This window comes from Ornithinicoccus sp., assembly GCF_057176825.1.
The window spans coordinates 2208292-2229369 of record NZ_CM169976.1; the positions used below are offsets into that span (position 1 = coordinate 2208292).

The following is a 21078-nucleotide window of genomic DNA, read 5'->3' on the forward strand; positions in this document are numbered from 1 at the left end:
GACGCCTCGCGGGGTGGCCTTGCGTAGGGTCGGGGACCATGAGCAGGAGACCGCGCCGGGAGCGGACCCCCCGGCCGGAGCGGACCCCGGGCCGAGGGCGACGCGCCCTGGGCGCCGTCGTGCTGCGTCCGGCCCAGGCGGCCGGGCGCGGGATGAACCGGCTCGGCCCGCGGGCCTGGGACGTGGTGCTGTGGGTGGTCACCGCGATCCTGTATGCCATCGCCTGGCCGACCGTGTCGCTCACTCACGACGTCGCTGCCAGCCTGATGCCGGTGATCGGCGCCGTGGGGGTGGCCCCGCTCCTGCTGCTCCGGACCCACCCCTTCCTCGGGTGGGCACTGTGGGCCGCCGGGGGTCTGCTCGTCCCGCTGCTCTTCCCCCGGCTGCCCGGATTCGACTTCCCGTGGCAGGTCACGGCCTTCCTGGTGCTGCTGGCCCTGGTCTGCGGGGTGGCGCTGCGGGAGGGACCGCGGCTGGTCGGGGCCACCTGGGTCGGCACCACGGCCCTGTTCCTGATCTTCATGCCCGCCGAGATCAGCCCCGGCTGGGTGTTCGGCCTGACCGCCGTGATGGGCGTGGGCCTCCTGCTGCGCTGGTTGGTGCTGTCGCGGCGCGAGTTGGCCGAGCAGACCGAGCTGGGGGAGCTGGAGCGGGCCCGGCGCGCGATCGCCGAGGAGCGCACCCGCATCGCCCGCGACCTGCACGACGTGGTCGCCCACCGGATGTCGATGGTGGTGGTCCAGGCCCAGAGCGCCCCCTACCGGCTCGGCGGCGTGGAGCCGCAGGTCTCGCAGGAGTTTGCCTCGATCGCCGACCAGGCCCGGGAGGCGCTCAACGAGGTGCGCGGCATGCTCGGGGTGCTGCGCAGCGACGGGCAACTGGCCGAGGAGGTCCCGCAACCCGGGACCGACGACGTGCTCCGGCTGTTGCGGGAGGCCAGGGCGGCCGGGCTCGACCTGTCCTGGGAGGGGACAGGAGACCCGGGGCGCTGCGGGGAGGCCACGGCCATGGTGCTCTACCGGATCCTGCAGGAGTCCCTGGCCAACGCCTCACGGCACGCGCCGGGGGCACGCGTCCGGGTCGACGTGGACTTCGGCGACCAGGTGCTGCTGCGGGTGCACAACGGGCCGTCTTCGGCGAGCCCGGGACCGGGCCGCCACTCCGGGCAGGGCATCGCCGGTATGCAGTCGCGCGCCGCCTCCGTCGGTGGCGGGCTGACCGCTGGGCCGGCGGAGGACGGCGGATTCGAGGTGCGGGCCCACCTGCCCGCCCGGGCCGGAGCCGCCCCGGGTGACGCGGCATCAGCAGGTCCAGGGATGGCGTCTCCGGAGGCGGACGAAAAGGACCGGACGACCGTCGACCCCGCCTCGTAGGGTGGTGTCCATGTCGATCAGCGTGCTCATCGCCGACGACCAGGCCATGGTCCGGCAGGGATTCGGCGCGCTGTTGGCCGCCCAGCCCGACATCAGCGTCATCGGGGACGCCCCGGACGGCAAGGCCGCCGTGGAGCAGGTCGTCCGGCTGCGCCCCGACGTCGTGCTGATGGACGTGCGGATGCCCGGGCTGAACGGGCTGGAGGCGACCGCCGAGATCATGTCCCGGCGCCTGGACCCGGGGCCGAGGGTGCTGATGCTCACCACCTTCGACATCGACGACTACGTCTACGAGGCGCTCCGGCTCGGGGCCAGCGGCTTCCTGCTCAAGGACGCACCGGCCGACGAGCTGGTCCGGGCGGTCCGGGTCGTCGCGGCGGGGGAGTCGCTGCTGGCACCCTCGATCACCCGCCGGCTGATCGAGGAGGTCACCCGGCGCCGGCCCGCACAGCGCGGTGGGTCAGCCGCGTTGTCGCAGTTGACGGGCCGGGAGCGGGAGGTGCTCGAGTTGATCGCCACCGGCATGTCCAACGCCGAGATCGCCGGCCACCTGTTCGTGGCGGAGCAGACCGTCAAGACCCATGTCGGCAAGGTGCTGGCCAAGCTGTCCCTGCGGGACCGGGCCCAGGCGGTCGTCTTCGCCTACGAGAACGGCGTCGTCACGCCTGGCTGACATAGGCTCACCCCCGTGACCGATCCCGATGCAGCCCCACCCGGCTACACGGCATACGACCGTGAGCGGTGGGTCGCCGAGGACCCGGCACAGAAGCGCGCCGACCGACAGGACTTCGCCCGCGACCGGGCCCGGGTGGTGCACTCCGCCGGGTTGCGCCGGCTGTCCTCGACCACGCAGGTGGTGCAGCCGGACTCCGACGACTTCGTGCGCAATCGGCTGACCCACTCCCTGGAGGTGGCCCAGATCGGGCGGGAGTTCGGGGCGGCGCTGGGCTGTGACGCCGACGTGGTCGACACGGCCTGCCTGGCGCACGACATCGGGCACCCGCCGTTCGGCCACAACGGTGAGGCCGCGCTGGACGAGCTGACTGCGGACATCGGCGGCTTCGAGGGCAACGCGCAGACGCTGCGCGTGCTCACCCGGCTGGAAGCCAAGCGGGCCCATCCCGACGGGCGCTCGGCGGGGCTCAACCTGACGCGGGCCAGCCTGGACGCCGCCACCAAGTACCCCTGGGCACGGGGGGAGGCTCCCGTGCAGACGGCCAAGTTCGGGGTCTACCCCGACGACGCCGACGTGTTCGCCTGGCTCCGGGGCGGGGCGCCGGCGGGGGAGCGGTCCCGGCGCTGCCTGGAGGCCCAGGTGATGGACTGGTCGGACGACGTCGCCTACTGCGTGCACGACGTGGAGGACGCCATCGCCTCGCGTCGGGTCGACCCCCGGGCGCTCCGGTCGCCCGGGGAGCAGGCACAGGTCGTGGCGGTGGCCCGCGAGTGGTATGCACCGGACCTGGAGCCGGGGCTGCTCGCGGAGGCGTTGCGCCGGTTGCTGGCCAGCGCCTGGATCCCGGAGCGGCACGACGGGTCACGCGACGACCTGGCCGCGCTCAAGGACATGACCAGCCGGCTGATCGGCCGCTTCGTGCACACCGTGGAGCTGGCCACCCGGGAGCGCCACGGGCCGGGGACGCTGACCCGCTACGCCGCCGAGCTGGTCATCCCCGAGCAGGTCCGGGCCGAGACGGTGGTGCTCAAGGCGACCGCCGCCTACTTCGTGATGCTCAGCGACGAGCGCCAGTCGGTCATGGGGGACCAGCGCCAGATCGTGGCGGACCTGGTGGCGCACTTTGGAGCCAGCCCCGCGGCGATGGACCCGCTGCACCGACAGGCCCGGGAGGCCGCGGAGGCGGCGGGCGAGACGGCGACCGCCCGGCGCGCCGTGATCGACCAGGTGGCCAGCCTGTCCGACGCCCGCGCGCTGGCGCTGCACCGATCCCTGGCGGGTGGTGGGGGGATCGCCCGGCTCTCCCGATAGGGTTGGCGCTGGCGCAGGTGATCGGAGGGCCGAGTGGGCCCAGCACCGGTGCCGAAGGGGAGAGAAAACATGAAGCGTGCATCCGCGGGCATCCTCAGCGCTGCCCTGCTGTTCCCGACCCTCGCCGCCTGCGGCGGCGACAGCGACTTCTGCGAGGCGTCGCCGGACATCAACTCCAACGACCTCGGCGCGATGGCCGACTCCATCGAACCGCTGGTGGACGACGCACCCGACGAGATCAAGGGCGACCTTGAGGTGATCGTCGAGGAGTTCCGCAAGTTCGAGGAGGACCCGACGAGCGTCGACGCCGAGGCGCTGACCGAGGCCGGGGAGAACCTCACCGCCTGGGAGCAGGAGAACTGCTCCTGATCCGCTAGGCGTCGGCGTCGGGGACGGGCTGCGCGCCTTGCGCCTCGTCCCGCCCGGCCCACTCCAGCAGCGGGGTGATGTCGAACACCGCTGCGTCGATGTCGGCGTGCAGGTCGCCCAGTTCGGCATACCGCTGCGGCATGGTCGCGACGGTGAAGTCGCGCGGGTCCACGTCGGGCACCTCGGCCCACGTGATCGGTGCCGACACCCGGGCGTCCGGCGTGCCCCGCACCGAGTAGGCGCAGGCGATGGTGTGGTCCCGGGCGTTCTGGTTGAAGTCGACGAAGACCGCCGCGGGGTCCCGGTCCTTGCGCCACCAGGTGGTCGTCGCGTCCTCTGGCGCGCGCCGCTCGACCTCGCGCGCGAAGGCCAGCGCGGCCCGCCGGACGTCGTGGAAGCCGTGCTCCGGCTCGATCCGGACGTAGACGTGCAGCCCGGAGCCGCCGGTGGTCTTGGGGAACCCGGTGGCGCCGAGTTCGTCGAGCACCTCCTGCGCGACCCCGGCGACCCGCCGCACGGTCGCGAAGTCGCACGCCTCCCCGGGGTCGAGGTCGATGCGCCACTCGTCGGGTCGTTCGACGTCGTCGCGGCGGCTGTTCCACGGGTGGAACTCCACGGTCGACATCTGCACGGCCCAGATCACGCTGCCCAGCTCGGTGACGCACAACTCGTCTGCCGTGCGGTTCCACCGCGGGAAGGTGACCCGCACCGTCTCCACCCAGTCCGGGGCGCCGCGGGGCAGCCGCTTCTGGTGCACCTTCTCCCCGGTGATCCCCTCGGGGAAGCGGTGCAGCATGCACGGCCGTTCCCGCAGCGCGTTGACGATCCCGTCACCGACCGACAGGTAGTAGCGGGCCAGGTCGAGCTTGGTGTGGCTCGGCCCCGGGAAGTAGACCCGGTCGGGGTTGGAAATGCGCACGGTGCGGCCGCCGACTTCCAGCTCGGTCGCGGGACTGCTCGCCTTGGCCATGAGATCAACCCATCACAGGTATGCCGTGTCTGTCACGGCTCGAGGACGGTCACCGGGTCGCCCACGGTGACCTCGCCGGTGGTGTCGGGGATGAGCTTCATGGCGAACCAGGTCCTGCCGTCCTCCCGGCGGTGGCGGGCCAGGGTGCGGATCGGCTCCGCCCCGCCGCGGAGCGTGGCGGGGTCGAGGGTGGTCATCACGCACCGGTCGATGCGGCGGGGGACGCGGAACTCCACCGACCCGACCCGGATCCGCTGCCACCGGTCCTCGGCGAATGCCTCCAGCGCCCCCGCCACGACCAGGTTGGGCCGGAACCGGCCCATTGGCAGCGGCTCGGGAGCCGACTCCTCCCGGTCTGCGGCGGTCTCCCGGACCCAGGCATTGAGCTGGTCCAGGGAGGTGGTGGAGGCCACGGACACGGGAGCGCTGTCCGGGAAGGCCGCGTGGTCGGCGGGGTGGGCGTACTCCGGGTTCAGCCGTCGCCGGGTCGGGTCGTCACACCAGACGAGCCGCAGCCCCTCCCGGCCCGTCACACGGCATACCCACTCATCCGCTGCGGCCCCGGCGGGCACAGCCCAGAGGTCGGTGCGGTGCAGGAGCACCGGCACCGGCTCGGCGGTGGGGGCCGACACCAGCAGGTCGGGGGCGTCCGCGGCACGCAGCCGCAGGTCCGCGGCAAGTCCGGGGTCGGTCGCCGGGCTGTCAGCTTCGATGGCGAAGAGCCGGGGCAGTTCGCGGGCGCTGACCAGCGCCCCGGCGGCGTCGACCACCATCCACTCCCGGTCCCCGACCAGGCCGGCACGGCCGACCGTGGCCGAGGTGACGGGGCGGATGGCCGTGGACTTCACCGGGTGCAGGTGGATCGCCGACAGGTGCACGCCCGGCAGCCTACGCGTCCGGCACGCGAGGCATCCGGGACGCTATGCACCTGGCACGGAGGTCCGCCGCGGGAGCAGCAGCGCCAGCCCGAGCCCGACCAGGGCAAGCACCGCGGCTGCGCCGACCGCGAGCTGCACCCCGCCGGCGAGCGCGGGCACCTCGGCGGTCCCGCCGTGCTCCAGGGTGGCCGCGCGGGTGGCCATGATCGTGATGACCAGGGCGGTGCCGGCCGCCGCGGCCACCTGCTGCACCGTGGCCAGTAGCGCGCTGCCGTGGCCGTACAGCGGCTGGGGCAGGCTGCCCAGCCCCAGGGTGAACGTCGGGGTGAACATGAACGCCAGGCCCACGCTCAGCAGGATGTGCAGCACCAGGAAGGTCCACCACGGAGCGGCCTGCACGGCATACGCCGTTCCGGCCAGGCTGAGCAGCACCGCAACGGCGCCGGGCAGCACCAGGGTGCGGGCGCCGACGCGGTCGTAGAGGCGCCCGACGAGCGGCCCCATCAGGCCCATCGTCAAGCCGCCCGGCATCAGGAGCAGCCCGGTCTGCAGGGTGGTGAGACCGCGCACGTCCTGCAGGAAGATCGGCAGCAGGATGACCACGCCCATCAGGCCCATGAACGACAGCGAGGCCAGGGACAGGGCGACGGTGTAGGTGCGGTGTCGCAGCACCCGCAGGTCCAGCAACGGGTCGCCGCCACGTTGCAGCCGCACCTGGCGCAGCACGAACGCGGCGAGCCCGAGCGCGCCGAGCCCGAGTGCCACGAACGGCACCGTTCCGGCGGTGCCCGCGCCCGCGGTCTCGCCGCCCTCACCACCGAGTTGGCTGAGCCCGTAGATGAGGCCGCCGAAACCCACCCCGGTCAGCAGCACGCTCAGCGCGTCCAACCGCCCGGCGGCTTCGGGCAGGTCCCGCTCCAGCAGGCGCAGGCCGGTGACCGCGACGAGGGCAGCCAATGGCAGCACCAGGAAGAACAACCAGCGCCAGGAGGCGACCTCCAAGATCACCCCGGAGACGGCAGGGCCCATGGCGGGCGCCACGGAGATGGTCAGGGTCACGTTGCCCATGACCCTTCCGCGCTGGTGCTCGGGGATCAGGTTCAGCACGGTGGTCATCAGCAGCGGGAGCATGATCGCGGTGCCCGCGGCCTGCACGACGCGGCCGGCGATGAGCACCGGGAACAGGGGGGCAAGCCCGGCGAGCAGGGTGCCCGCGCAGAACAGCGCCATCGCGGCGGCGAAGGTGTTGCGGGTCCCCAGCCGTTGCAGGGTCCACCCCGTCGAGGGGATCACCACGGCCATCGTCAGCATGAACGCCGTCGAGAGCCACTGGGCAGCCCGGGCGTCGACGTCGAAGACCCCCATCAGCTGCGGGATGGCGTTCACCATGATGGTCTCGTTCAGGATCACGATAAACGTCGCCACGGTCAGCACGCCGACCACGACGCCGGTGCTCCGCCCGTGCCCCGCCCGGGGTGCGGTCGTTTGTGTCGTCACGCCTGGTCACCGTCCTTCGTTCTGTCTCGTCGTGCGCCGGGTGCCGGGCCCGGGTGTGGGTATGTCGTGTTGGCGGGTCCGTGGGATGGACCGGTGCGGGCCGTCGGACTCATCGCCCGGCACCCCGGCCGCGGCTGGGCCGCCTGGCTGTGCGCCGCAGGACGAGGACCGCACTGTCCCCGCGTGGCGGTGGGTCGAACGCGTCGGCCGGGACGTGCCGGCCGACCTCGGCCCAGTAGCCACGCGGCGGGTCTGCCTCGAAGCGCCGCGCCATCCACCGCGGCACCACCAGGTCGGCCCGCACCATCGAGGACCGCCGGTGGGTGAGCCTGCGGACCAGGGCCGACCCCACGGCATACGGGGGGTTGGCCAGCACCCGGAACGGCCGGCCCGGCAGCGGCACCGTCAGCAGGTCACCCTCGACCACCGTGACCCGGCCCGACCCGGCGGTCCTCCGCCGGAGCGTCGCGGCCCGTCCCCTGTGCAGTTCGACCGCGACGACGCGGGCTCCCCGGTGGGCGAGCGGCCCGGTCAGTGCCCCAGTGCCGGACCCCAGATCGAGGACGAGCTCGCCCTCGCGGATGCCCGCGTCGGCGACGATACGCTCAGCCCAGGTCGACCTCAGCAGGTGCCGTCCCCAGCGGCGACCTGCCGCGGACACGACGCACCATCACGAAAATGCTCATGCGCCGACGCTAGATTTCGGCGCTCCGCGCCTCAACCCATTTTCGTAGTGGGTTTGTCGCCCTTACCCGCATTCTCGTAGCGAATCTGCCGTCCGTTGCGGCCGCCGGCTGGGGACCCGACTCCGAACCCGGGTGCAGAACCGCTACGAAGATGCGGGGGAGCACGACAAAACCACTACGAAAATTGGGGGGAAGGTGCCACCGTGGAGCATGAGCACCAGTTCCGGAACCAGCCCCAGACCCGGCCCCAGCAGCGACCGCTGGGCCCCGGTCACCGAGCACCTGAGCCGCATCGAGCAGGAGGGCTTCTCCGGACTGGTCCGCGTCACCCGTGGCCACGACGTGCTGTTCGAGTCCTGCCACGGCATGGCGGACCGGGCGGCCGGCATCCCCGTCCACCCGGGCACCCGATTCGCAGTCGCCTCGCTGTGCAAGATGTTCACCGCCGCGGCCGTGCTGGACGCGGTCCGCCGCGGGGAACTGACGCTGCATACGCCGGTCGTCGACATCCTCCCGCCGCAACTGCGGCCCACCACCCTGGATCCCGGCGTGACCGTCCACCACCTGCTGACCCACACCTCCGGAATCGCCGACTACTTCGAGGAGGACGAGGACCTGCCGGACTACCAGGAGGACTACGCGGCGCTGTGGACCGACCTGCCCGCCTACCGGATCCTGCGCCCGGCCGACTTCCTGCCGCTGTTCGCCGGATTGCCCGCCCACCAGCCCCCGGGCGTGTCCAGTCGCTACTCCAACGCCGGCTACCTGCTCCTCGGGCTGGTCCTGGAGCAGGTCAGCGGCGGGGAGTTCGCCACCGTGGTCACCGAGCGCGTACTGCAACCCGTGGGGATGGCCGACACCGGCTACTTCCGGGTGGACGAGGTCCGACCGGACCTGGCCGTGGGCTACCTGCCGCCGGAGGCGGACGGTATGCCGTGGCGCAGCAACGTCTTCGCGATGCCTCCGGTGGGCGGGGCCGACGGCGGGGCGTACTGCACCGCGGCCGACATCGAGCGGTTCCTGCGCAACATGGCGGCCGGTGAGCTCCTCGGTCCCGACCTGGGGGAGGCGATGGTCACGCCCCAGGTGATGTTCGACCCCGAGGAGGAGCCCGGCTGGGGGATGGGCTACGGCGTCTTCGTGAACCAGACCAAGGGCGTGTTCCTGCACGATGGCGGTGACCCCGGGGTGGAGGCGCTGGGGCGGCTGAACTACCGGACCGACACCACGACCGTGGTGCTGGCCAACGTCGAGGGCTTCGGGGACGACCTCGGCGAGCTGATCATCGACACGATGGAGTCCCCCAACCCGGCCTGACCCGCACGCCCGTGACAAGGGCGAGGCGGGCCTGACAGGATCCGGGCATGACGATCACCACGCGCCACGTGCAGACGGCCCGGCTCGACACGTTCGTCCGGGAAGCGGGGCCGGCCGATGCGCCGGTCCTCGTCCTGGTGCACGGCAACGTCTCGTCCTCGGTCTTCTTCGAGCCCTTGATGGAGGCGCTCGCCGGCGAGCGACGGCTCATCGCTCCCGACTTCCGGGGCTACGGCGACTCCGAGCGGCTCCCGATCGACGCCACCCGGGGGCTGCGCGACTTCTCCGACGACCTGGCCGCGCTCCTGCAGGCGCTCGAGCTCACCGAGCCGGTCGACCTGCTCGGCTGGTCGGCCGGGGGAGGCGTGGTGATGCAGTTGGCGATCGACCACCCCGACCACGTGCGCAGCCTGGTGCTCGAGTCCGGGATGTCGCCCTACGGCTTCGGCGGGACACGCGGCGCGGACGGGCAGCCGACCACGGCGGACTTCGCGGGATCCGGTGGCGGCACGGTCAACCCCGACTTCCTGGCCCGGCTCGCCGACGGCGATCGCGGGGAGGACCCGGCGAGTCCGCTCACTACGTTGCGCCAGTTCTACGTGAAGCCCGGGCTGAGCCTCGACCCCGACCTGGAGCAGCGCTACCTGGACGGGATGCTGGCGACCAGCACGGGCGAGGACGTCTACCCCGGCGACAGCACCCCCTCCGACCACTGGCCGCACGTCGCCCCCGGCACCACCGGGATGAACAACGCGATCAGCCCCGCCTACTGCGACGTGACGCCGTTCGCCGACCTCGACCCCGCGCCGCCCGTGCTGTGGGTGCGGGGCGACCAGGACCAGATCGTGTCCGACACCTCCTTCTTCGACCTGGGTTTCCTCGGCCAGGTGGGTGCGGTGCCCGACTGGCCGGGCGAGGACGTGTTCCCCCCGCAGCCGATGGTCGCCCAGCTGCGCCGGGTGTTGGAGGCTGCCGGCGGTTACACCGAGACCGTCTATCCCGACTGCGGGCACAGCCCGCACCTGGAGCACCACGACCGGTTCGTCGCCGACCTGCGCGCCTTCCTGGCCTGAGGGGCGGCCGGGACCGCCGCGCTGGGGACGCCCCGGCCCCGCCCCGGCCCAGCCGCCTAGACTCACCGGGACAGCGAAGGAGGGTCCGTGGCGGGACTGATCAGGCCCGAGGACGTGCAGGAGGTCAAGGAGCGCACGTCCATCGAGGACATCGTGCGCGAGCACGTCACGCTGCGCCCCGGGGGTGCCGGCGCACTCAAGGGGCTCTGCCCGTTCCACGACGAGAAGACGCCCTCCTTCAATGTCCGCCCGGCCGTCGGGTCCTACCACTGCTTCGGCTGCGGCGAGGGCGGCGACGTCATCTCGTTCGTGATGAAGGTCGACCACCTCACCTTCGCCGAGGCGGTGGAGCGGCTCGCCTCCCGCCTCGGCATGGAGCTGCGGTATGACGAGTCCTCCGGTCCGGGACGCCGCGACTCCGAGGGTGGGCTGGGTCGGCGGGCCCGCCTGGTCGAGGCACACCGCGCCGCGGCGGAGTTCTTCCACCACGCCCTGCTCGAGTCGGACGACCCGGCCTATGGGGACGCGCGTGCAGCGCGGGACTTCCTGCGGGAGAAGGGGTTCAACGGCGAGGTCGCCCGGCAGTTCCAGGTGGGTTACGCCCCCCGCACGGGCGACGCCCTGTCCCGGCACCTGCGCGGTCTGGGGTTCACCGTCGACGAGCTGGTCGCGGGCGGCCTGGTGCGCCGCGGCGGCCGCTACGACGTCTTCCAGGGCAGGGTGATCTGGCCGATCCGGGACATCACCGGCGACACCGTCGGCTTCGGGGCCCGCAAACTCTTCGACGACGACCGGATGCCGGGCAAGTACCTCAACACCTCCGAGACCCCTATCTACAAGAAGGCCTCCGTGCTCTACGGGCTTGACCTGGCCAAGAAGCCGATGGCCGCCCAGCGGCAGGCCGTTGTGGTGGAGGGCTACACCGACGTGATGGCCTGCCACCTCGCCGGCGTCGAGACGGCCGTGGCGACCTGCGGCACCGCGTTCGGGGCCGACCACATCAAGACGTTGCGGCGGATCCTGCGGGACGAGGCCAGTCTCGCCCCGGCCCGGGTCGTCTTTACCTTCGATGGCGACGCCGCCGGGCAGAAGGCGGCGATGCGTGCCTTCGAGCAGGACCAGAAGTGGGCCTCCCAGTCCTACGTCGCGGTCGCCCCGGCGGGCCAGGACCCCAACGATCTGCGCAGCTCGGCCGGCGACGAGGCGGTGGCCGAGCTGATCGAGGGGGCGGTGCCGATGTTCGAGTTCGCGGTCCGCACCACGATCGCCCCGTTCGACCTGGATCGGGCCGAGCAGCGGGTGCAGGCGATGCGGGCGGTCGCGCCCATCCTGTCCGGGATCCGCGACCGGTCGCTGCGGCCGGAGTACGTGCGCACCGTGGCCGGGTGGTTGGGCGTGGGCGTGGAGCAGCTGGGGACCGAGGTGGCCCGCGCGGGCCGGGCACCGGCCGGTCGGCAGGGCCGGTATGCCGAGGAGCCGGCACGCGGGGAGCGCCCCGACGAGCAGGGGGGCGCCGGGGCGGCCGAGCCCCGACCCGAGCAGTTGCCTCCGCCCGACCTGAGGGATCCGCTGGTGGCGGCGGAGCGACAACTGCTCCAGGTGGCGTTGCAGTACCCGCAGAGCGTGGCCGAGGCCGAGGTCGCCCCGCTTGCCCCGGAGAGCCTGAAGGCGCCGGCCCACCGCGCGGTGCTCCACGGCATACGGTCTGCTGGTGGGGTGGCCGCGGCGACGGGTCACAGCACCGCGGGCTGGACCACCGCCGTGACCGAGCAGACGCCCGAGCAAGCACGGTCGATGGTGCACGAGCTCGCCGTCGCCCCGCTGCCGGTGCGGTTAGAGCCCGACGGCCGCCCGCCCCAGCGCTACGTCGCGTCCCTGGTGGTCAGGGTCCTCGAGGCAGGCCTCTCGCGACGCATCGAGGACGCCATGAGCGCCCTGCAGCGAGCCGGGGCGGACGGCACGGACAGCAGGCGGATCAGCGAGGAGCTGATCCAGCTGCAGCGCGAGTTGGTCCGGTTGCGGGCCGGGACGGAGTGAGGATGGCACTGCTGGGCCGGGGACGGGGCAGCACGCCCGAGGACGTGCCGAAGGGGATGCCGAGCCCACCGGGCGAGGTCGTGTCGGCGGCCGCGCTGGGCGGCGGCGAGAAGGTCCACGCCGCCGCGAGGGACGACCTGACGGGGGTGTGGGTCCTCGTCACGACCTGGCGCCTGGTCATGGTCACCGAGGACGGTGACCTCGAGGAATCGCGCCGCTGGTTGGAGGTCGACTCCGGCTCGTGGGACCCGGACACCTTCGTGCTCGGCGTCTCCTGGGTGGACGGTTCCCCACTGCGGCAGTGGCGGCTTCGGACCGCTACCGGCCCCGGAAGGCTCCCGGAGACGCTGCACGACCGGGTGTCCGCCAGTGTGGTGCTGGCACGGCACGTGGACCTGGGTCCGCGCCGCACGGCGCGGGTGGTGATCCGCAAGGACCTGCGGACCCGCGAGCTGGTGGAGCAGGTGCTGGTGGACCGTGCCGCGCGGGCCGGTGACAGCGAGTTGCGGGAGGAGGTTGCGCAGGCCCGGACCGACCTGCGCAGCCAGGTGGGTCTGCCTCCCGGCGGGCCGGGCGGCGATTGGTGAGGGATCCGGCGCGTTTGGTACAGTCTGACCTCGCTGCACTTCGGCGCGGCAACCTTCCCCTGTAGCTCAATTGGCAGAGCAGCCGGCTGTTAACCGGCAGGTTACTGGTTCGAGTCCAGTCGGGGGAGCGGCACCAGTGGCCCGGGCCTTCCAGGAGGTCCGGGCCACTGCCGTTCCCGGCGTCGACGGATCCCCGAGGAGGGACGGATGACACAGCACGGCGAGGTGGTGATCGGCTGGCTGACCAGTGCCGAGGCGGTGGCCCGGGCCGACCGGATCGCCGACATCTACCAGGCAGCACTGGGGCACTCGGACTCGGCGCGCGACCACTTCCACGAGACCTTCCGCGACTGCATGGCCAGCTACCCGGGCGCCACCTGCCTGGCGGCGCAGACGGAGGGGGAGATCGTCGGCTTCCTCTACGGCTTCGACTTCGTCGAGGGCCACTGGTGGCCCGAGCGGGTCAGCCCGGCGATGGTGCGGGCGGGGCACGAGAGCTGGCTGTCGGACACCATGGAGATCGTCGAGGTCGAGGTGGACCCTGCCCACCAGGGACGCGGGATCGGCACCGCGCTGATCCGCGCCCAGGTGAGCGCGATGACCCAGCAGCAGGCGTTGCTGGCCACCACGCCCGACAACCCCGCCCGGCGGCTCTACGGCCGACTCGGGTTCGTGGAGCTGCTGCCCGACTTCGTCTACCCGGGGAGCGACTACGCGGCGGTGATCATGGGATGGCGGCCCAGCGCCGAGCACTGATCCGTCCCTGAGGTCCCCAACCGGCGCCGAGCGGGCAAACGCAGGGCATACACCATGAGGTGTATCGTGGTGGGCATGGCCCGCACGAACATCGATCTCGACGAGGCCCTGGTCGCCACGGTGATGGAGCGATACCGCCTCGAATCCAAGCGTGCTGCCGTCGACTTTGCCCTGCGACAACTCGTCCGGGACCCCCTGCCGCTTCCGGAGATTCTCGCCATGCGGGGCAGCGAGTTCGAGTTGACCAATGACGAGATCGAGGGTGACTGGCGGGGCGAGGCGTGATCGTCGACACCTCGGTGTGGATCGAGTTCCTCAGGCAAGGCCCGTCGACTGCCGGAGACCATCTCGAGTCGCTGATCAAGGACCACACACGTCTGATCGTCCCCGAGACGGTGCTGATGGAACTACTCAGCGGCCCGACCGACGAAGCTGTAGCGGCCCGGCGACAGCGACTGCTGGAATCCTTCGACCTGGCGCCCTGCGAGCCGCTGGTTGACTCCTTGGCGGCCGCGCGGCTGCAGCGGGAGTGTCGCCGTGCCGGCGAGTCCGTCCGCAACCTGGGCGACTGCCTGATCGCTGCGGTCGCCCTCCGACTCGACGTGGCCGTGCTCCACCAAGGCCGTGACTTCGACGTGCTCCAGCGGCACTGTGGCCTGCGGACGGTATCGCTCCTGGAGGACGCGGCTGACTGAGCTGGTCGCCGGGGGGACCCGGGCGATGCCGGGCACGCGCGGGTCCTACCGGCCGAGCTGCTCCAGACCCACGCCGGACCCGGTCTTCATCGCCTTGGCCTTGGCGCCCCGGCCAGCGCTGCGCCGGGACGAGCGGCCCTCGACCCAGGTGGCGAGGCGACCCAGCAGGTAGTTGACGATGATGAAGATCAGGCCCGCGACCGCGAACATCTGGATCGGGTTGTCCAGGTTGAGGGCGATCAGGTTGGAGCGGCGGAGCAGCTCGATGTAGAGGCCCAGGACTGCCGCGAGGGAGGTGTCCTTGAGGATCACGATGAGCTGGCTGATGAGCGCGGGGAGCATCACCCTGAACGCCTGGGGGAGCAGGATCAGCCTCATGTTCTGCCACGGTGTCAGCCCGATCGCCATCCCGGCTTCGCGCTGACCGCGCGGCAGGGAGGCGACGCCGGCCCGCAGGATCTCGGCGATGATGACCGAGTTGTAGGCCGTGAGGCCGATGACGAGGTACCAGAGTCCGCCGCCCCCGGGCATCCCGGACAGGTCCAGGCCGATGGTGGGCAGCACCCGCCAGGCGAAGTAGATCGAGACCACCACGGGGAGCCCGCGGAAGAGTTCGATGGCACCGACGAGCGGGATCCGGCCCCAGCGCCCGGCCATCATGCGGGCCACGCCGACCAGGGTGCCGACGAGCATCGAGAAGAGGATGGCCAGCACTGCGGCGGTGAGCGTCTTGAGCATCCCGTCGCCCAGCAGGCGCCAGACGGCGGCAAAGTTCTCGTCGCCGGGGTTGATCAGGGGCCCCCACAGTTCCATGGAGAACTGTCCGCGCTCGTGCAGCCTGCGGGCGACGACGAAGACCACGGCCAGGAACAGCACGATGGCAATGCCGGCCCCGATGCGTGCCCGGCGGCGTGCGCGGGGGCCTGGTGCGTCATACAGGACGGTCATGTCGCTCATCGCGCGATCGCCACCTTCCGCTCGATGAAGCCGAGGATGGCTCCCGCCGGGAGCGTGATGCACAGGTAACCGACGGCGACCCCGGTGATGACCGGCAGGGGAGCGTAGCCCTGGGCGCTCATCAGGTTTTGTCCTCCACTCCAGAGGTCGCCGCCGACGCCGAAGGCGCCGACCACGGCCGAGTTCTTGAACATCGCGATGATGACGCTGCCCACCGGGGGGACGGAGGTGCGGAAGGCCTGCGGCAGGATCACCTGAGTGAGGGTGAGCCGGAACGGCAGTCCGATAGAGCGGGCGGCCTCGGCCTGGCCGGCGGACACCGAGTTGATGCCGGAGCGCAGGGCCTCGCAGACGAAGGCCGAGGTGTAGACGATGAGCGCGGCGACCCCGAAGGTGTAGAACCGTGCGTTGATGCCGATCTCGGGCAGACCGAAGGCGAAGAAGAAGAGGACCACCGTCAGTGGGCAGTTGCGCACGATGGTGACGTATGCCGAGCCGAAGGTCCGCAGCGGGGCCACGGGGGAGACCCGGAAGGACGCGATCACGGTGCCCAGGGCCAGGGAACCGAGCATGCCCCACAGACAGATCAGGACCGAACGCTGGTACCCGCTCCAGAACAGGTCCAGATTGTCGAAGACTGCGTTCACACGTACTCCCTCCAGGTCACCGGCCAGGACGGGTGCGGAGGGACGGTCGATGTCCCTCCGCACCCATCACGAACTCATGCGCAGGAAGCGGCTTCCGGCAGGGTCGGGGCCTCGGCGCCCTCGACGTCTCCGGCGGTGTTGGCCCACGCCTCGTTGTAGGCGTCCTCGTTCGCCGCGAGGGTCTCGTTGATCCACTCGCAGAACTCGGTGTCGCCGTGGGTCAGGCCGATGCCGTAGGGCTCCTCGGTGAACTGCTCGCCCACCAGCTTGTAGGCACCGTCGGACTCGGACACGAAGCCGAGGAGGATGACGTTGTCGGTCGTCACCACCTGGACCTGGTCGTTGCCGAGCGAGGACTCGCACCGCTCGTAGACGTCGAAGAGCACCAACTGGTCGTCGCTGGCGAGGTACTCCTTGATCTGCTCCGACGGGGTCGAGCCGGTCACCGAGCAGACGAGCTGGTCGGGGTTGTCGGCCAGGTCCTCAGGGCCGGTGATGACGTCGTTGTCGGACTTGACCATCAGCTGCTGACCCGCGACGTAGTAGGGGCCGGCGAAGGCGATGCGCTGGGCACGCTCCTCGTTGATGGTGTAGGTCGCCACGACGATGTCGACCGTGCCGTCCTCGATGAGCTGCTCGCGCTGGGCGGACGGTGCTTCGTGCCACTCGATGCTGTCGGCCTCGATCCCGAGGGCACCGGCGATGATCTTGCCGACCTCGACGTCGAACCCTTCGACGTCACCCTCGAGGTTCTGCAGGCCGAAGCCCGGCTGGTCGAACTTGGTGCCGATGGTGATCGAGCCCTGGTCGGCCAGGGCGGCCATGGTGGAGCCCTCGGCGAAGTCGAGCTCCTCGGCGTCGGCGACGGGCGGGTCCTCACCGCCGTCGTCGCCGCCACATGCTGCGAGGACCAATGCCGCTACGACGATGCCGGAAAATGTGCTGAAACTGCGTTTCCTCATAGGTGTTCTCCTCGTGTCGGGCACGGGTGTGCCGCTGCGAAACCGGTCAGTGGGTCAGGATCTTGCCGAGGAAGTCCTTGGCACGGGCGGACTGGGCGTTGGTGAAGAACTCCTCGGGGGTGTTCTGCTCGACGATGGCACCGTCGGCCATGAAGACCACCCGGTCGGCGGCCTTGCGGGCGAACCCCATCTCGTGGGTCACCACGATCATCGTCATGCCGCTCTTGGCGAGCGAGACCATCACGTCCAGCACCTCGTTGATCATCTCGGGGTCGAGGGCCGAGGTGGGCTCGTCGAAGAGCATGACCTTGGGGTCCATGGCCAGGGAACGGGCGATCGCTACCCGCTGCTGCTGGCCGCCGGAGAGCTGGGCGGGGTACTTGTCGGCCTGGTGGGCCACCCCGACCCGCTCCAGGAGCTCCATGGCGCGCTCCTTGGCCTCGGCCGCCTTGATCCCCCGGACCTTGATCGGGCCGAGCGTGACGTTCTCCAGGATCGTCTTGTGGGCGAACAGGTTGAACGACTGGAAGACCATGCCCACGTCGGCGCGCAGCCGGGCGAGGGCCTTGCCCTCCTCGGGCAGGTCCTCCCCGCCAATGCTGATGCGGCCTGACTCGTAGGTCTCCAACCGGTTGATCGCGCGGCACAGCGTCGACTTGCCCGAGCCGGACGGGCCGATGACCACCAGGACCTCGCCCTGGTGGACGGTGAGGTTGATGTCCTGCAGCACGTGCAGGTCGCCGAAGTGCTTGTTCACGTTCTCCAGCACGACCAGCGGCTCACCACTGTGGCCAGCCGGTCCTTCGGAGGCGGGGGTGGGGTCCGTCATGGGGGGAACCCTACTTACCGATGGGGTCGCCGGGGGCTGGTTTGGACACGCTGTAACCAAAATGAGTCCAAACTTCGGAGTAGGAGCCGTGCCGTCGGACGGAGCCCCTCCGGATACCATCGACCGTCCGGGCCAGTAGCTCAGCCGGTTAGAGCAGCGGACTCATAATCCGTCGGTCGTCGGTTCAAGCCCGACCTGGCCCACCCCGTCCCAGCGCGTGCCGCACCCTGGCCACGCGCACCAGCCCGTGCGCGACCAAGAACACCATCAGGCCGGTCAGGACGGCCGCGCCGCCGATGGCCAGAGCGGGCCAGCGACCCCGGTCCACCGGCCCCGGCTCCCGGACCTCGATGTCGGGGAGCAGGCCCGTCGCGAGCTGGAACTGACCGATACCGAAGTTGGTCTCCCCGTCCACCGCGCTGATCCTGCGCGTGGCGCCGTCGTCCAGGGACACGGCCGTGACCCAGTAGAGGATGCTGTCGTCCTCGGGGTCGTGACGGGCATGCAGGTCATCGAGCACGAGGAGCTCGCGGTCGCCCGTCCACCCCAGGACCCCGTAGCCGCCCGAGGTCGCGACGCTGAGCGGCTGCGGCACGGCACCGCCAAGGCCGCTCGCGTCGACAAAGCGGGTGTGGTCCCGCTCCTGCTGACAGGCGTAGTGGGCCGCGTAGTCGAACGGACGGTCCGCGTCGAAACAGTCGACCGGCCCCGTGGTGGTCGCCAGGAGCGCGCCGTCGGCGGACCATGCGTGGGGCCCGTCCAGTCGGCTGCCCGGCGCTGTGTCGATCTCGCGGAGCAGGGACCCGTCGGGGGCCACGACCTCCAGGGAGCCGCCGCGCTGGACCGCCAGCTCGGTCCCGTCGGGGGAGTAGGCCGCCGCCCAGACCGTCCCTTCGGCTTGGTGCTGGATCGAGGCGCCGGACGCGAGATCGAGCACGCCGAGGCTTCCCCCGACCCGCATGTCGAAGGTGTGTGGGTTGGCTGCTTCCGAGGTCGTCAGGTAGGCGATCTGCACGGAGTCGGGTGACCAGGCGATCGGGACGGCGCTGCGCCCGCCCTCCACCGGGTGGGAGGTCACCTCGCCCGTGGAGAGATCGAGCAGCGCCAGATCGGGGAATTCCGCGTCGTAGGTGCCGACCGCGACCCGTGACCCGTCGGGGGAGAGCAGCATGGGGCCCGCATCGCCCTGTGCCTGCGGGCCGCCCCGGTCCTCGGCCAGGCCGATCCGGCGGGTGGCGTCACGATCGGCAGCGACCGTCACGGCCTGGGGGAAGTCCAGGAACTCGACCCCGAACCCGTGCTGGTAGATCGCGATGGCCCGTCCCGGCGCCGACGCCGACACCGAGCCGGTGAGGTAGGAGTAGTCAGGGAGCCGGGAGGGCAGGTATGCCGTTCCGCTGCCCCCCGTGGCCCCCGCGGCCGAGCCCCAGGGCGTCAGCAACCCCGCTCCGGTCGCGCCCACGGCGGCGGCCAGCCCGAGCGTGGCCGGCGAGACCCACCGACGCCTCATGGCCGGAAGATAGCAGCGCGTCCGCGGCGGAGGAAGAGCGCGATCCCCGTGTGGCACTTGATACTGGTGGGACAAGGGAGCACAATGGGTCCCGTCGCACGGCGCGGCAACCGACGCGTGTGGTTCGAGGTCGTTGGGGAAGACGTCCCTCGCACCCACACAGGAGGATCGGATGTCCGTCGTGATGCCGCGTGTCATGACCCGCGGGGTGGTGTTTATTCACTCCACCCCCACTGCGCTGTGCCCGCACATCGCCTGGGCGCTGGAGGGTGTCCTGGACACCAGGGTCTCCCTGGACTGGACCCCGCAGCCGGCCCAGCCCGGCACCATGCGCACCGAGTTCTCCTGGACCGGTGAGTCGGGGACCGGTGCCCACCTCGCCAGCGCGATGCGCGGCTGGGACGGCCTGCGGTATGAGGTCGTCGAGGAAGCCAGCCGCGGCAGTGACGGCGCACGGTGGACGCACACCCCGGCCCTCGGCATACATCACGCCCGGCTCTCCGCCAACGGCGACACCGTCGTCAACGAGGACCAGCTGCGCAGCATCGTCGCGGGAGCCGAGGGCAAGGCCGCGGTCCTGACCGCCGAGCTGGACCGGGTGCTCGGCTCGGCGTGGGACGCCGAGCTGGAGCACTTCCGGCACGCCGGTGAGGGTGCGCCGGTCAAGTGGCTGCACAAGGTCGGGTAGCGACCGGGCTGCGGGTCAGGGGTGCAGCGCCCGGGTCTGCTCGTGGATGGCCAGCATCCGCTCGGCGGAGGTGCCCCAGTTGAAGAGCTCGGCCTGCGCCCGGGCGGCCTCGCGGGCACCGGGCTGATTGACCAGCTCGAGCAGCGCGTTGGCGAAGCGTTCCGGGTCTGAGGGTGCGGCCGTGCCGCCGTCCCCGACGACCTCCTGCAGGGCACCCTCGTCCGGACACACGGTCGGCACGCCGCAGGCCAACGCCTCCAGTGCGGCCAGCCCGAAGGTCTCGAGGGGGCCGGGCGCGATGGCGGCATCGGCGCGCCCCATGACCGCAGCGAGCTCCGCCCGCCCGTGGATGTAGGAGTGGAAGGTCACCGGGAGGTCCTCGGCCGCCTCCAGCAACTCGTCCCGCAGCGGGCCGTGTCCCAACACCGTGAGGTGCACCGCGATCCCGCGGTTCACCAGGGCGCGGGTGGTCTCGATCGACAGCCGCGGGTTCTTCTCCGGGGCCAGCCGCCCGCAGTGCACGATCTGGAGGGTGTGGTCGCGGCGCGGTGAGCCGTCCGGGGCGACCTGCTCGTATTCCGGGCTGGGCACGAAGATGTCCAGGTCCACCCCCAACGGCACGACGTGTGCCGGGAAGCCGTTGCGGAGGAACTCCTCGGCGGCGAACTCGCTGGGGCAGACGATGGCGTCGTACTCGCGGGAGCTCTTGGCGTTGATCCAGTCCGCGATCCTGGTGGCCGGCCGGTCCGGGACCGGGGTGCGACGGACCATGATGCCGGTCATGTGCTCGTGGCTGATCATGGTGCTGCCGATCCCGCGGCGCCGTGCCCACGGGCCCATCCAGCGGGTGGTGGCGCGATCGGAGACCTCGATCACGTCCGGCGCAATCGACGCCATGAGCCGGCTCATCCCGGCCCTGCTCCACATCAGGGAGTACCCGGTGCGGGGAATCGGCATCGCCGGCACCCGGTAGACGGTGCCCTGAGATTCCTCGCGGACCGCCTCACCCGGCCCCGGGATGATCAGCGAGGCCTGGTGTCCGCGCTCCAGGTAGCCCTCACCCCAGTGCCGCAGGGCGGTCTTGATGCCTCCCGAGGTGGGGCTGACGAAGTTGGCGACGCGGAGGATGTGCATAGACGGGCCAGGCTACCTGCCGCACCCCACCCAGCAGTTCAACCCGACCGGTCGCCAGGTGGCGCGTCCGGTGGGCCCTGCGGGGTCGCCAGGTGGCGCGTCCGGTGGTGTTTGGGGCCGGCGCGG

Annotated in this window: 22 protein-coding genes and 2 tRNA genes; 14 read left to right on the top strand and 10 right to left on the bottom strand. The window is 71.4% G+C overall.

What is annotated here, in order from left to right:
- The first annotated feature begins 38 nt into the window (after positions 1-38).
- The 4 genes from AC1QRC_RS11030 (at position 39) to AC1QRC_RS11045 (ending at position 3729) form a co-directional block, all read left to right on the top strand.
- On the top strand, positions 39-1373 hold the full coding sequence (locus tag AC1QRC_RS11030; protein ID WP_484203367.1) for a sensor histidine kinase: 1335 nt from the start codon (positions 39-41) through the stop codon (positions 1371-1373).
- A gap of 10 nt (positions 1374-1383) precedes the next feature.
- Entirely contained in the window at positions 1384-2046 is a 663-nt protein-coding gene (locus AC1QRC_RS11035; RefSeq protein WP_484203368.1) for a response regulator, read from the top strand.
- A 15-nt stretch (positions 2047-2061) separates the two neighbouring features.
- The gene (locus AC1QRC_RS11040; protein WP_484203369.1) at positions 2062-3360 is read left to right on the top strand and encodes a deoxyguanosinetriphosphate triphosphohydrolase; all 1299 of its coding nucleotides are present in this window, start codon (positions 2062-2064) and stop codon (positions 3358-3360) included.
- Positions 3361-3429: 69 nt separating this feature from the next.
- A complete protein-coding gene (locus tag AC1QRC_RS11045) occupies positions 3430-3729 on the top strand; it encodes a hypothetical protein (RefSeq protein WP_484203370.1) in 300 nt (99 codons plus the stop codon).
- A 4-nt stretch (positions 3730-3733) separates the two neighbouring features.
- On the opposite strand, the gene ligD is transcribed toward AC1QRC_RS11045, so the two are convergent.
- The 4 genes from ligD to AC1QRC_RS11065 form a co-directional block, all read right to left on the bottom strand.
- The gene (gene ligD / locus AC1QRC_RS11050) at positions 3734-4699 is read right to left on the bottom strand and encodes a non-homologous end-joining DNA ligase (protein WP_484203371.1); all 966 of its coding nucleotides are present in this window, start codon (positions 4697-4699) and stop codon (positions 3734-3736) included.
- Between the two features lie 32 nt (positions 4700-4731).
- Positions 4732-5577, bottom strand: coding sequence for an MOSC domain-containing protein (locus tag AC1QRC_RS11055; protein WP_484203372.1), 846 nt, complete (start codon positions 5575-5577; stop codon positions 4732-4734).
- A gap of 42 nt (positions 5578-5619) precedes the next feature.
- Positions 5620-7074, bottom strand: coding sequence for a DHA2 family efflux MFS transporter permease subunit (locus tag AC1QRC_RS11060; protein WP_484203373.1), 1455 nt, complete (start codon positions 7072-7074; stop codon positions 5620-5622).
- A 109-nt stretch (positions 7075-7183) separates the two neighbouring features.
- Positions 7184-7735 (bottom strand): 23S rRNA (adenine(2058)-N(6))-methyltransferase Erm(C), encoded by a 552-nt coding sequence (locus AC1QRC_RS11065; protein WP_484203374.1) that lies wholly within the window; start codon positions 7733-7735, stop codon positions 7184-7186.
- A gap of 235 nt (positions 7736-7970) precedes the next feature.
- On the opposite strand from AC1QRC_RS11065, the gene AC1QRC_RS11070 reads away from it, so the two are divergent.
- The 8 genes from AC1QRC_RS11070 (at position 7971) to vapC (ending at position 14225) form a co-directional block, all read left to right on the top strand.
- Complete coding sequence (locus tag AC1QRC_RS11070) at positions 7971-9077, top strand: serine hydrolase domain-containing protein (RefSeq protein WP_484203375.1); 1107 nt, start codon at positions 7971-7973, stop codon at positions 9075-9077.
- Positions 9078-9124: 47 nt separating this feature from the next.
- Positions 9125-10150 carry an alpha/beta fold hydrolase gene (locus AC1QRC_RS11075; RefSeq protein WP_484203376.1) on the top strand — a complete coding sequence of 342 codons (1026 nt, stop codon included), beginning with the start codon at positions 9125-9127 and terminating at the stop codon, positions 10148-10150.
- A gap of 87 nt (positions 10151-10237) precedes the next feature.
- The gene (dnaG, locus tag AC1QRC_RS11080; protein WP_484203377.1) at positions 10238-12187 is read left to right on the top strand and encodes a DNA primase; all 1950 of its coding nucleotides are present in this window, start codon (positions 10238-10240) and stop codon (positions 12185-12187) included.
- A 2-nt stretch (positions 12188-12189) separates the two neighbouring features.
- Positions 12190-12774 carry a hypothetical protein gene (locus tag AC1QRC_RS11085; protein ID WP_484203378.1) on the top strand — a complete coding sequence of 195 codons (585 nt, stop codon included), beginning with the start codon at positions 12190-12192 and terminating at the stop codon, positions 12772-12774.
- 55 nt (positions 12775-12829) lie between these two features.
- Positions 12830-12902: transfer RNA gene (locus AC1QRC_RS11090), tRNA-Asn, on the top strand.
- A gap of 79 nt (positions 12903-12981) precedes the next feature.
- Positions 12982-13530: a GNAT family N-acetyltransferase gene (locus AC1QRC_RS11095; protein ID WP_484203379.1), complete on the top strand. Its 549-nt coding sequence runs from the start codon at positions 12982-12984 to the stop codon at positions 13528-13530.
- 75 nt (positions 13531-13605) lie between these two features.
- A complete protein-coding gene (locus AC1QRC_RS11100; protein WP_484203380.1) occupies positions 13606-13815 on the top strand; it encodes a type II toxin-antitoxin system VapB family antitoxin in 210 nt (69 codons plus the stop codon).
- On the top strand, positions 13812-14225 hold the full coding sequence (gene vapC / locus AC1QRC_RS11105) for a type II toxin-antitoxin system VapC family toxin (protein WP_484203381.1): 414 nt from the start codon (positions 13812-13814) through the stop codon (positions 14223-14225). Before AC1QRC_RS11100 ends, vapC begins: the two co-directional genes overlap by 4 nt.
- 45 nt (positions 14226-14270) lie before the next feature.
- On the opposite strand, the gene AC1QRC_RS11110 is transcribed toward vapC, so the two are convergent.
- The 4 genes from AC1QRC_RS11110 to AC1QRC_RS11125 all read right to left on the bottom strand — a co-directional run bounded on the left by AC1QRC_RS11110 (position 14271) and on the right by AC1QRC_RS11125 (position 17620).
- The gene (locus AC1QRC_RS11110) at positions 14271-15182 is read right to left on the bottom strand and encodes an amino acid ABC transporter permease (protein ID WP_484203382.1); all 912 of its coding nucleotides are present in this window, start codon (positions 15180-15182) and stop codon (positions 14271-14273) included.
- Positions 15179-15829 (bottom strand): amino acid ABC transporter permease, encoded by a 651-nt coding sequence (locus AC1QRC_RS11115; RefSeq protein ID WP_484203383.1) that lies wholly within the window; start codon positions 15827-15829, stop codon positions 15179-15181. The genes AC1QRC_RS11110 and AC1QRC_RS11115 overlap by 4 nt, the downstream gene beginning before the upstream one ends.
- A 74-nt stretch (positions 15830-15903) precedes the next feature.
- Positions 15904-16791 carry a glutamate ABC transporter substrate-binding protein gene (locus AC1QRC_RS11120; protein ID WP_484203384.1) on the bottom strand — a complete coding sequence of 296 codons (888 nt, stop codon included), beginning with the start codon at positions 16789-16791 and terminating at the stop codon, positions 15904-15906.
- Between the two features lie 46 nt (positions 16792-16837).
- Positions 16838-17620, bottom strand: a complete 783-nt coding sequence (locus AC1QRC_RS11125) for an amino acid ABC transporter ATP-binding protein (protein ID WP_484203385.1) — start codon at positions 17618-17620, stop codon at positions 16838-16840.
- A gap of 129 nt (positions 17621-17749) precedes the next feature.
- Between AC1QRC_RS11125 and AC1QRC_RS11130 the strand changes: the two genes are divergently transcribed.
- Positions 17750-17823, top strand: a tRNA-Ile gene (locus AC1QRC_RS11130).
- Here AC1QRC_RS11130 and AC1QRC_RS11135 read toward each other — a convergent pair.
- On the bottom strand, positions 17805-19130 hold the full coding sequence (locus AC1QRC_RS11135) for a TolB family protein (protein ID WP_484203386.1): 1326 nt from the start codon (positions 19128-19130) through the stop codon (positions 17805-17807). The genes AC1QRC_RS11130 and AC1QRC_RS11135 overlap by 19 nt on opposite strands.
- A 172-nt stretch (positions 19131-19302) precedes the next feature.
- Here AC1QRC_RS11135 and AC1QRC_RS11140 point away from each other — a divergent pair, with 172 nt between their 5' ends.
- Entirely contained in the window at positions 19303-19818 is a 516-nt protein-coding gene (locus AC1QRC_RS11140; RefSeq protein WP_484203387.1) for a DUF3145 domain-containing protein, read from the top strand.
- Between the two features lie 15 nt (positions 19819-19833).
- Here AC1QRC_RS11140 and AC1QRC_RS11145 read toward each other — a convergent pair whose 3' ends face one another.
- Positions 19834-20952 carry a glycosyltransferase gene (locus tag AC1QRC_RS11145; protein WP_484203388.1) on the bottom strand — a complete coding sequence of 373 codons (1119 nt, stop codon included), beginning with the start codon at positions 20950-20952 and terminating at the stop codon, positions 19834-19836.
- Between the last annotated feature and the right edge of the window lie 126 nt (positions 20953-21078).

Excerpts from the sequence above, each read along its gene's own strand:
- AC1QRC_RS11100 (WP_484203380.1), top strand. The coding sequence starts at position 13,606 with ATGGCCCGCACGAACATCGATCTCGACGAGGCCCTGGTCGCCACGGTG.
- AC1QRC_RS11120 (WP_484203384.1), bottom strand. The coding sequence starts at position 16,791 with ATGAGGAAACGCAGTTTCAGCACATTTTCCGGCATCGTCGTAGCGGCA.
- AC1QRC_RS11095 (WP_484203379.1), top strand. The coding sequence starts at position 12,982 with ATGACACAGCACGGCGAGGTGGTGATCGGCTGGCTGACCAGTGCCGAG.
- AC1QRC_RS11140 (WP_484203387.1), top strand. The coding sequence starts at position 19,303 with ATGTCCGTCGTGATGCCGCGTGTCATGACCCGCGGGGTGGTGTTTATT.
- AC1QRC_RS11145 (WP_484203388.1), bottom strand. The coding sequence starts at position 20,952 with ATGCACATCCTCCGCGTCGCCAACTTCGTCAGCCCCACCTCGGGAGGC.
- AC1QRC_RS11075 (WP_484203376.1), top strand. The coding sequence starts at position 9,125 with ATGACGATCACCACGCGCCACGTGCAGACGGCCCGGCTCGACACGTTC.
- AC1QRC_RS11085 (WP_484203378.1), top strand. The coding sequence starts at position 12,190 with ATGGCACTGCTGGGCCGGGGACGGGGCAGCACGCCCGAGGACGTGCCG.
- AC1QRC_RS11030 (WP_484203367.1), top strand. The coding sequence starts at position 39 with ATGAGCAGGAGACCGCGCCGGGAGCGGACCCCCCGGCCGGAGCGGACC.
- AC1QRC_RS11035 (WP_484203368.1), top strand. The coding sequence starts at position 1,384 with ATGTCGATCAGCGTGCTCATCGCCGACGACCAGGCCATGGTCCGGCAG.
- AC1QRC_RS11045 (WP_484203370.1), top strand. The coding sequence starts at position 3,430 with ATGAAGCGTGCATCCGCGGGCATCCTCAGCGCTGCCCTGCTGTTCCCG.
- AC1QRC_RS11125 (WP_484203385.1), bottom strand. The coding sequence starts at position 17,620 with ATGACGGACCCCACCCCCGCCTCCGAAGGACCGGCTGGCCACAGTGGT.
- ligD (WP_484203371.1), bottom strand. The coding sequence starts at position 4,699 with ATGGCCAAGGCGAGCAGTCCCGCGACCGAGCTGGAAGTCGGCGGCCGC.
- AC1QRC_RS11135 (WP_484203386.1), bottom strand. The coding sequence starts at position 19,130 with ATGAGGCGTCGGTGGGTCTCGCCGGCCACGCTCGGGCTGGCCGCCGCC.
- AC1QRC_RS11070 (WP_484203375.1), top strand. The coding sequence starts at position 7,971 with ATGAGCACCAGTTCCGGAACCAGCCCCAGACCCGGCCCCAGCAGCGAC.
- AC1QRC_RS11110 (WP_484203382.1), bottom strand. The coding sequence starts at position 15,182 with ATGAGCGACATGACCGTCCTGTATGACGCACCAGGCCCCCGCGCACGC.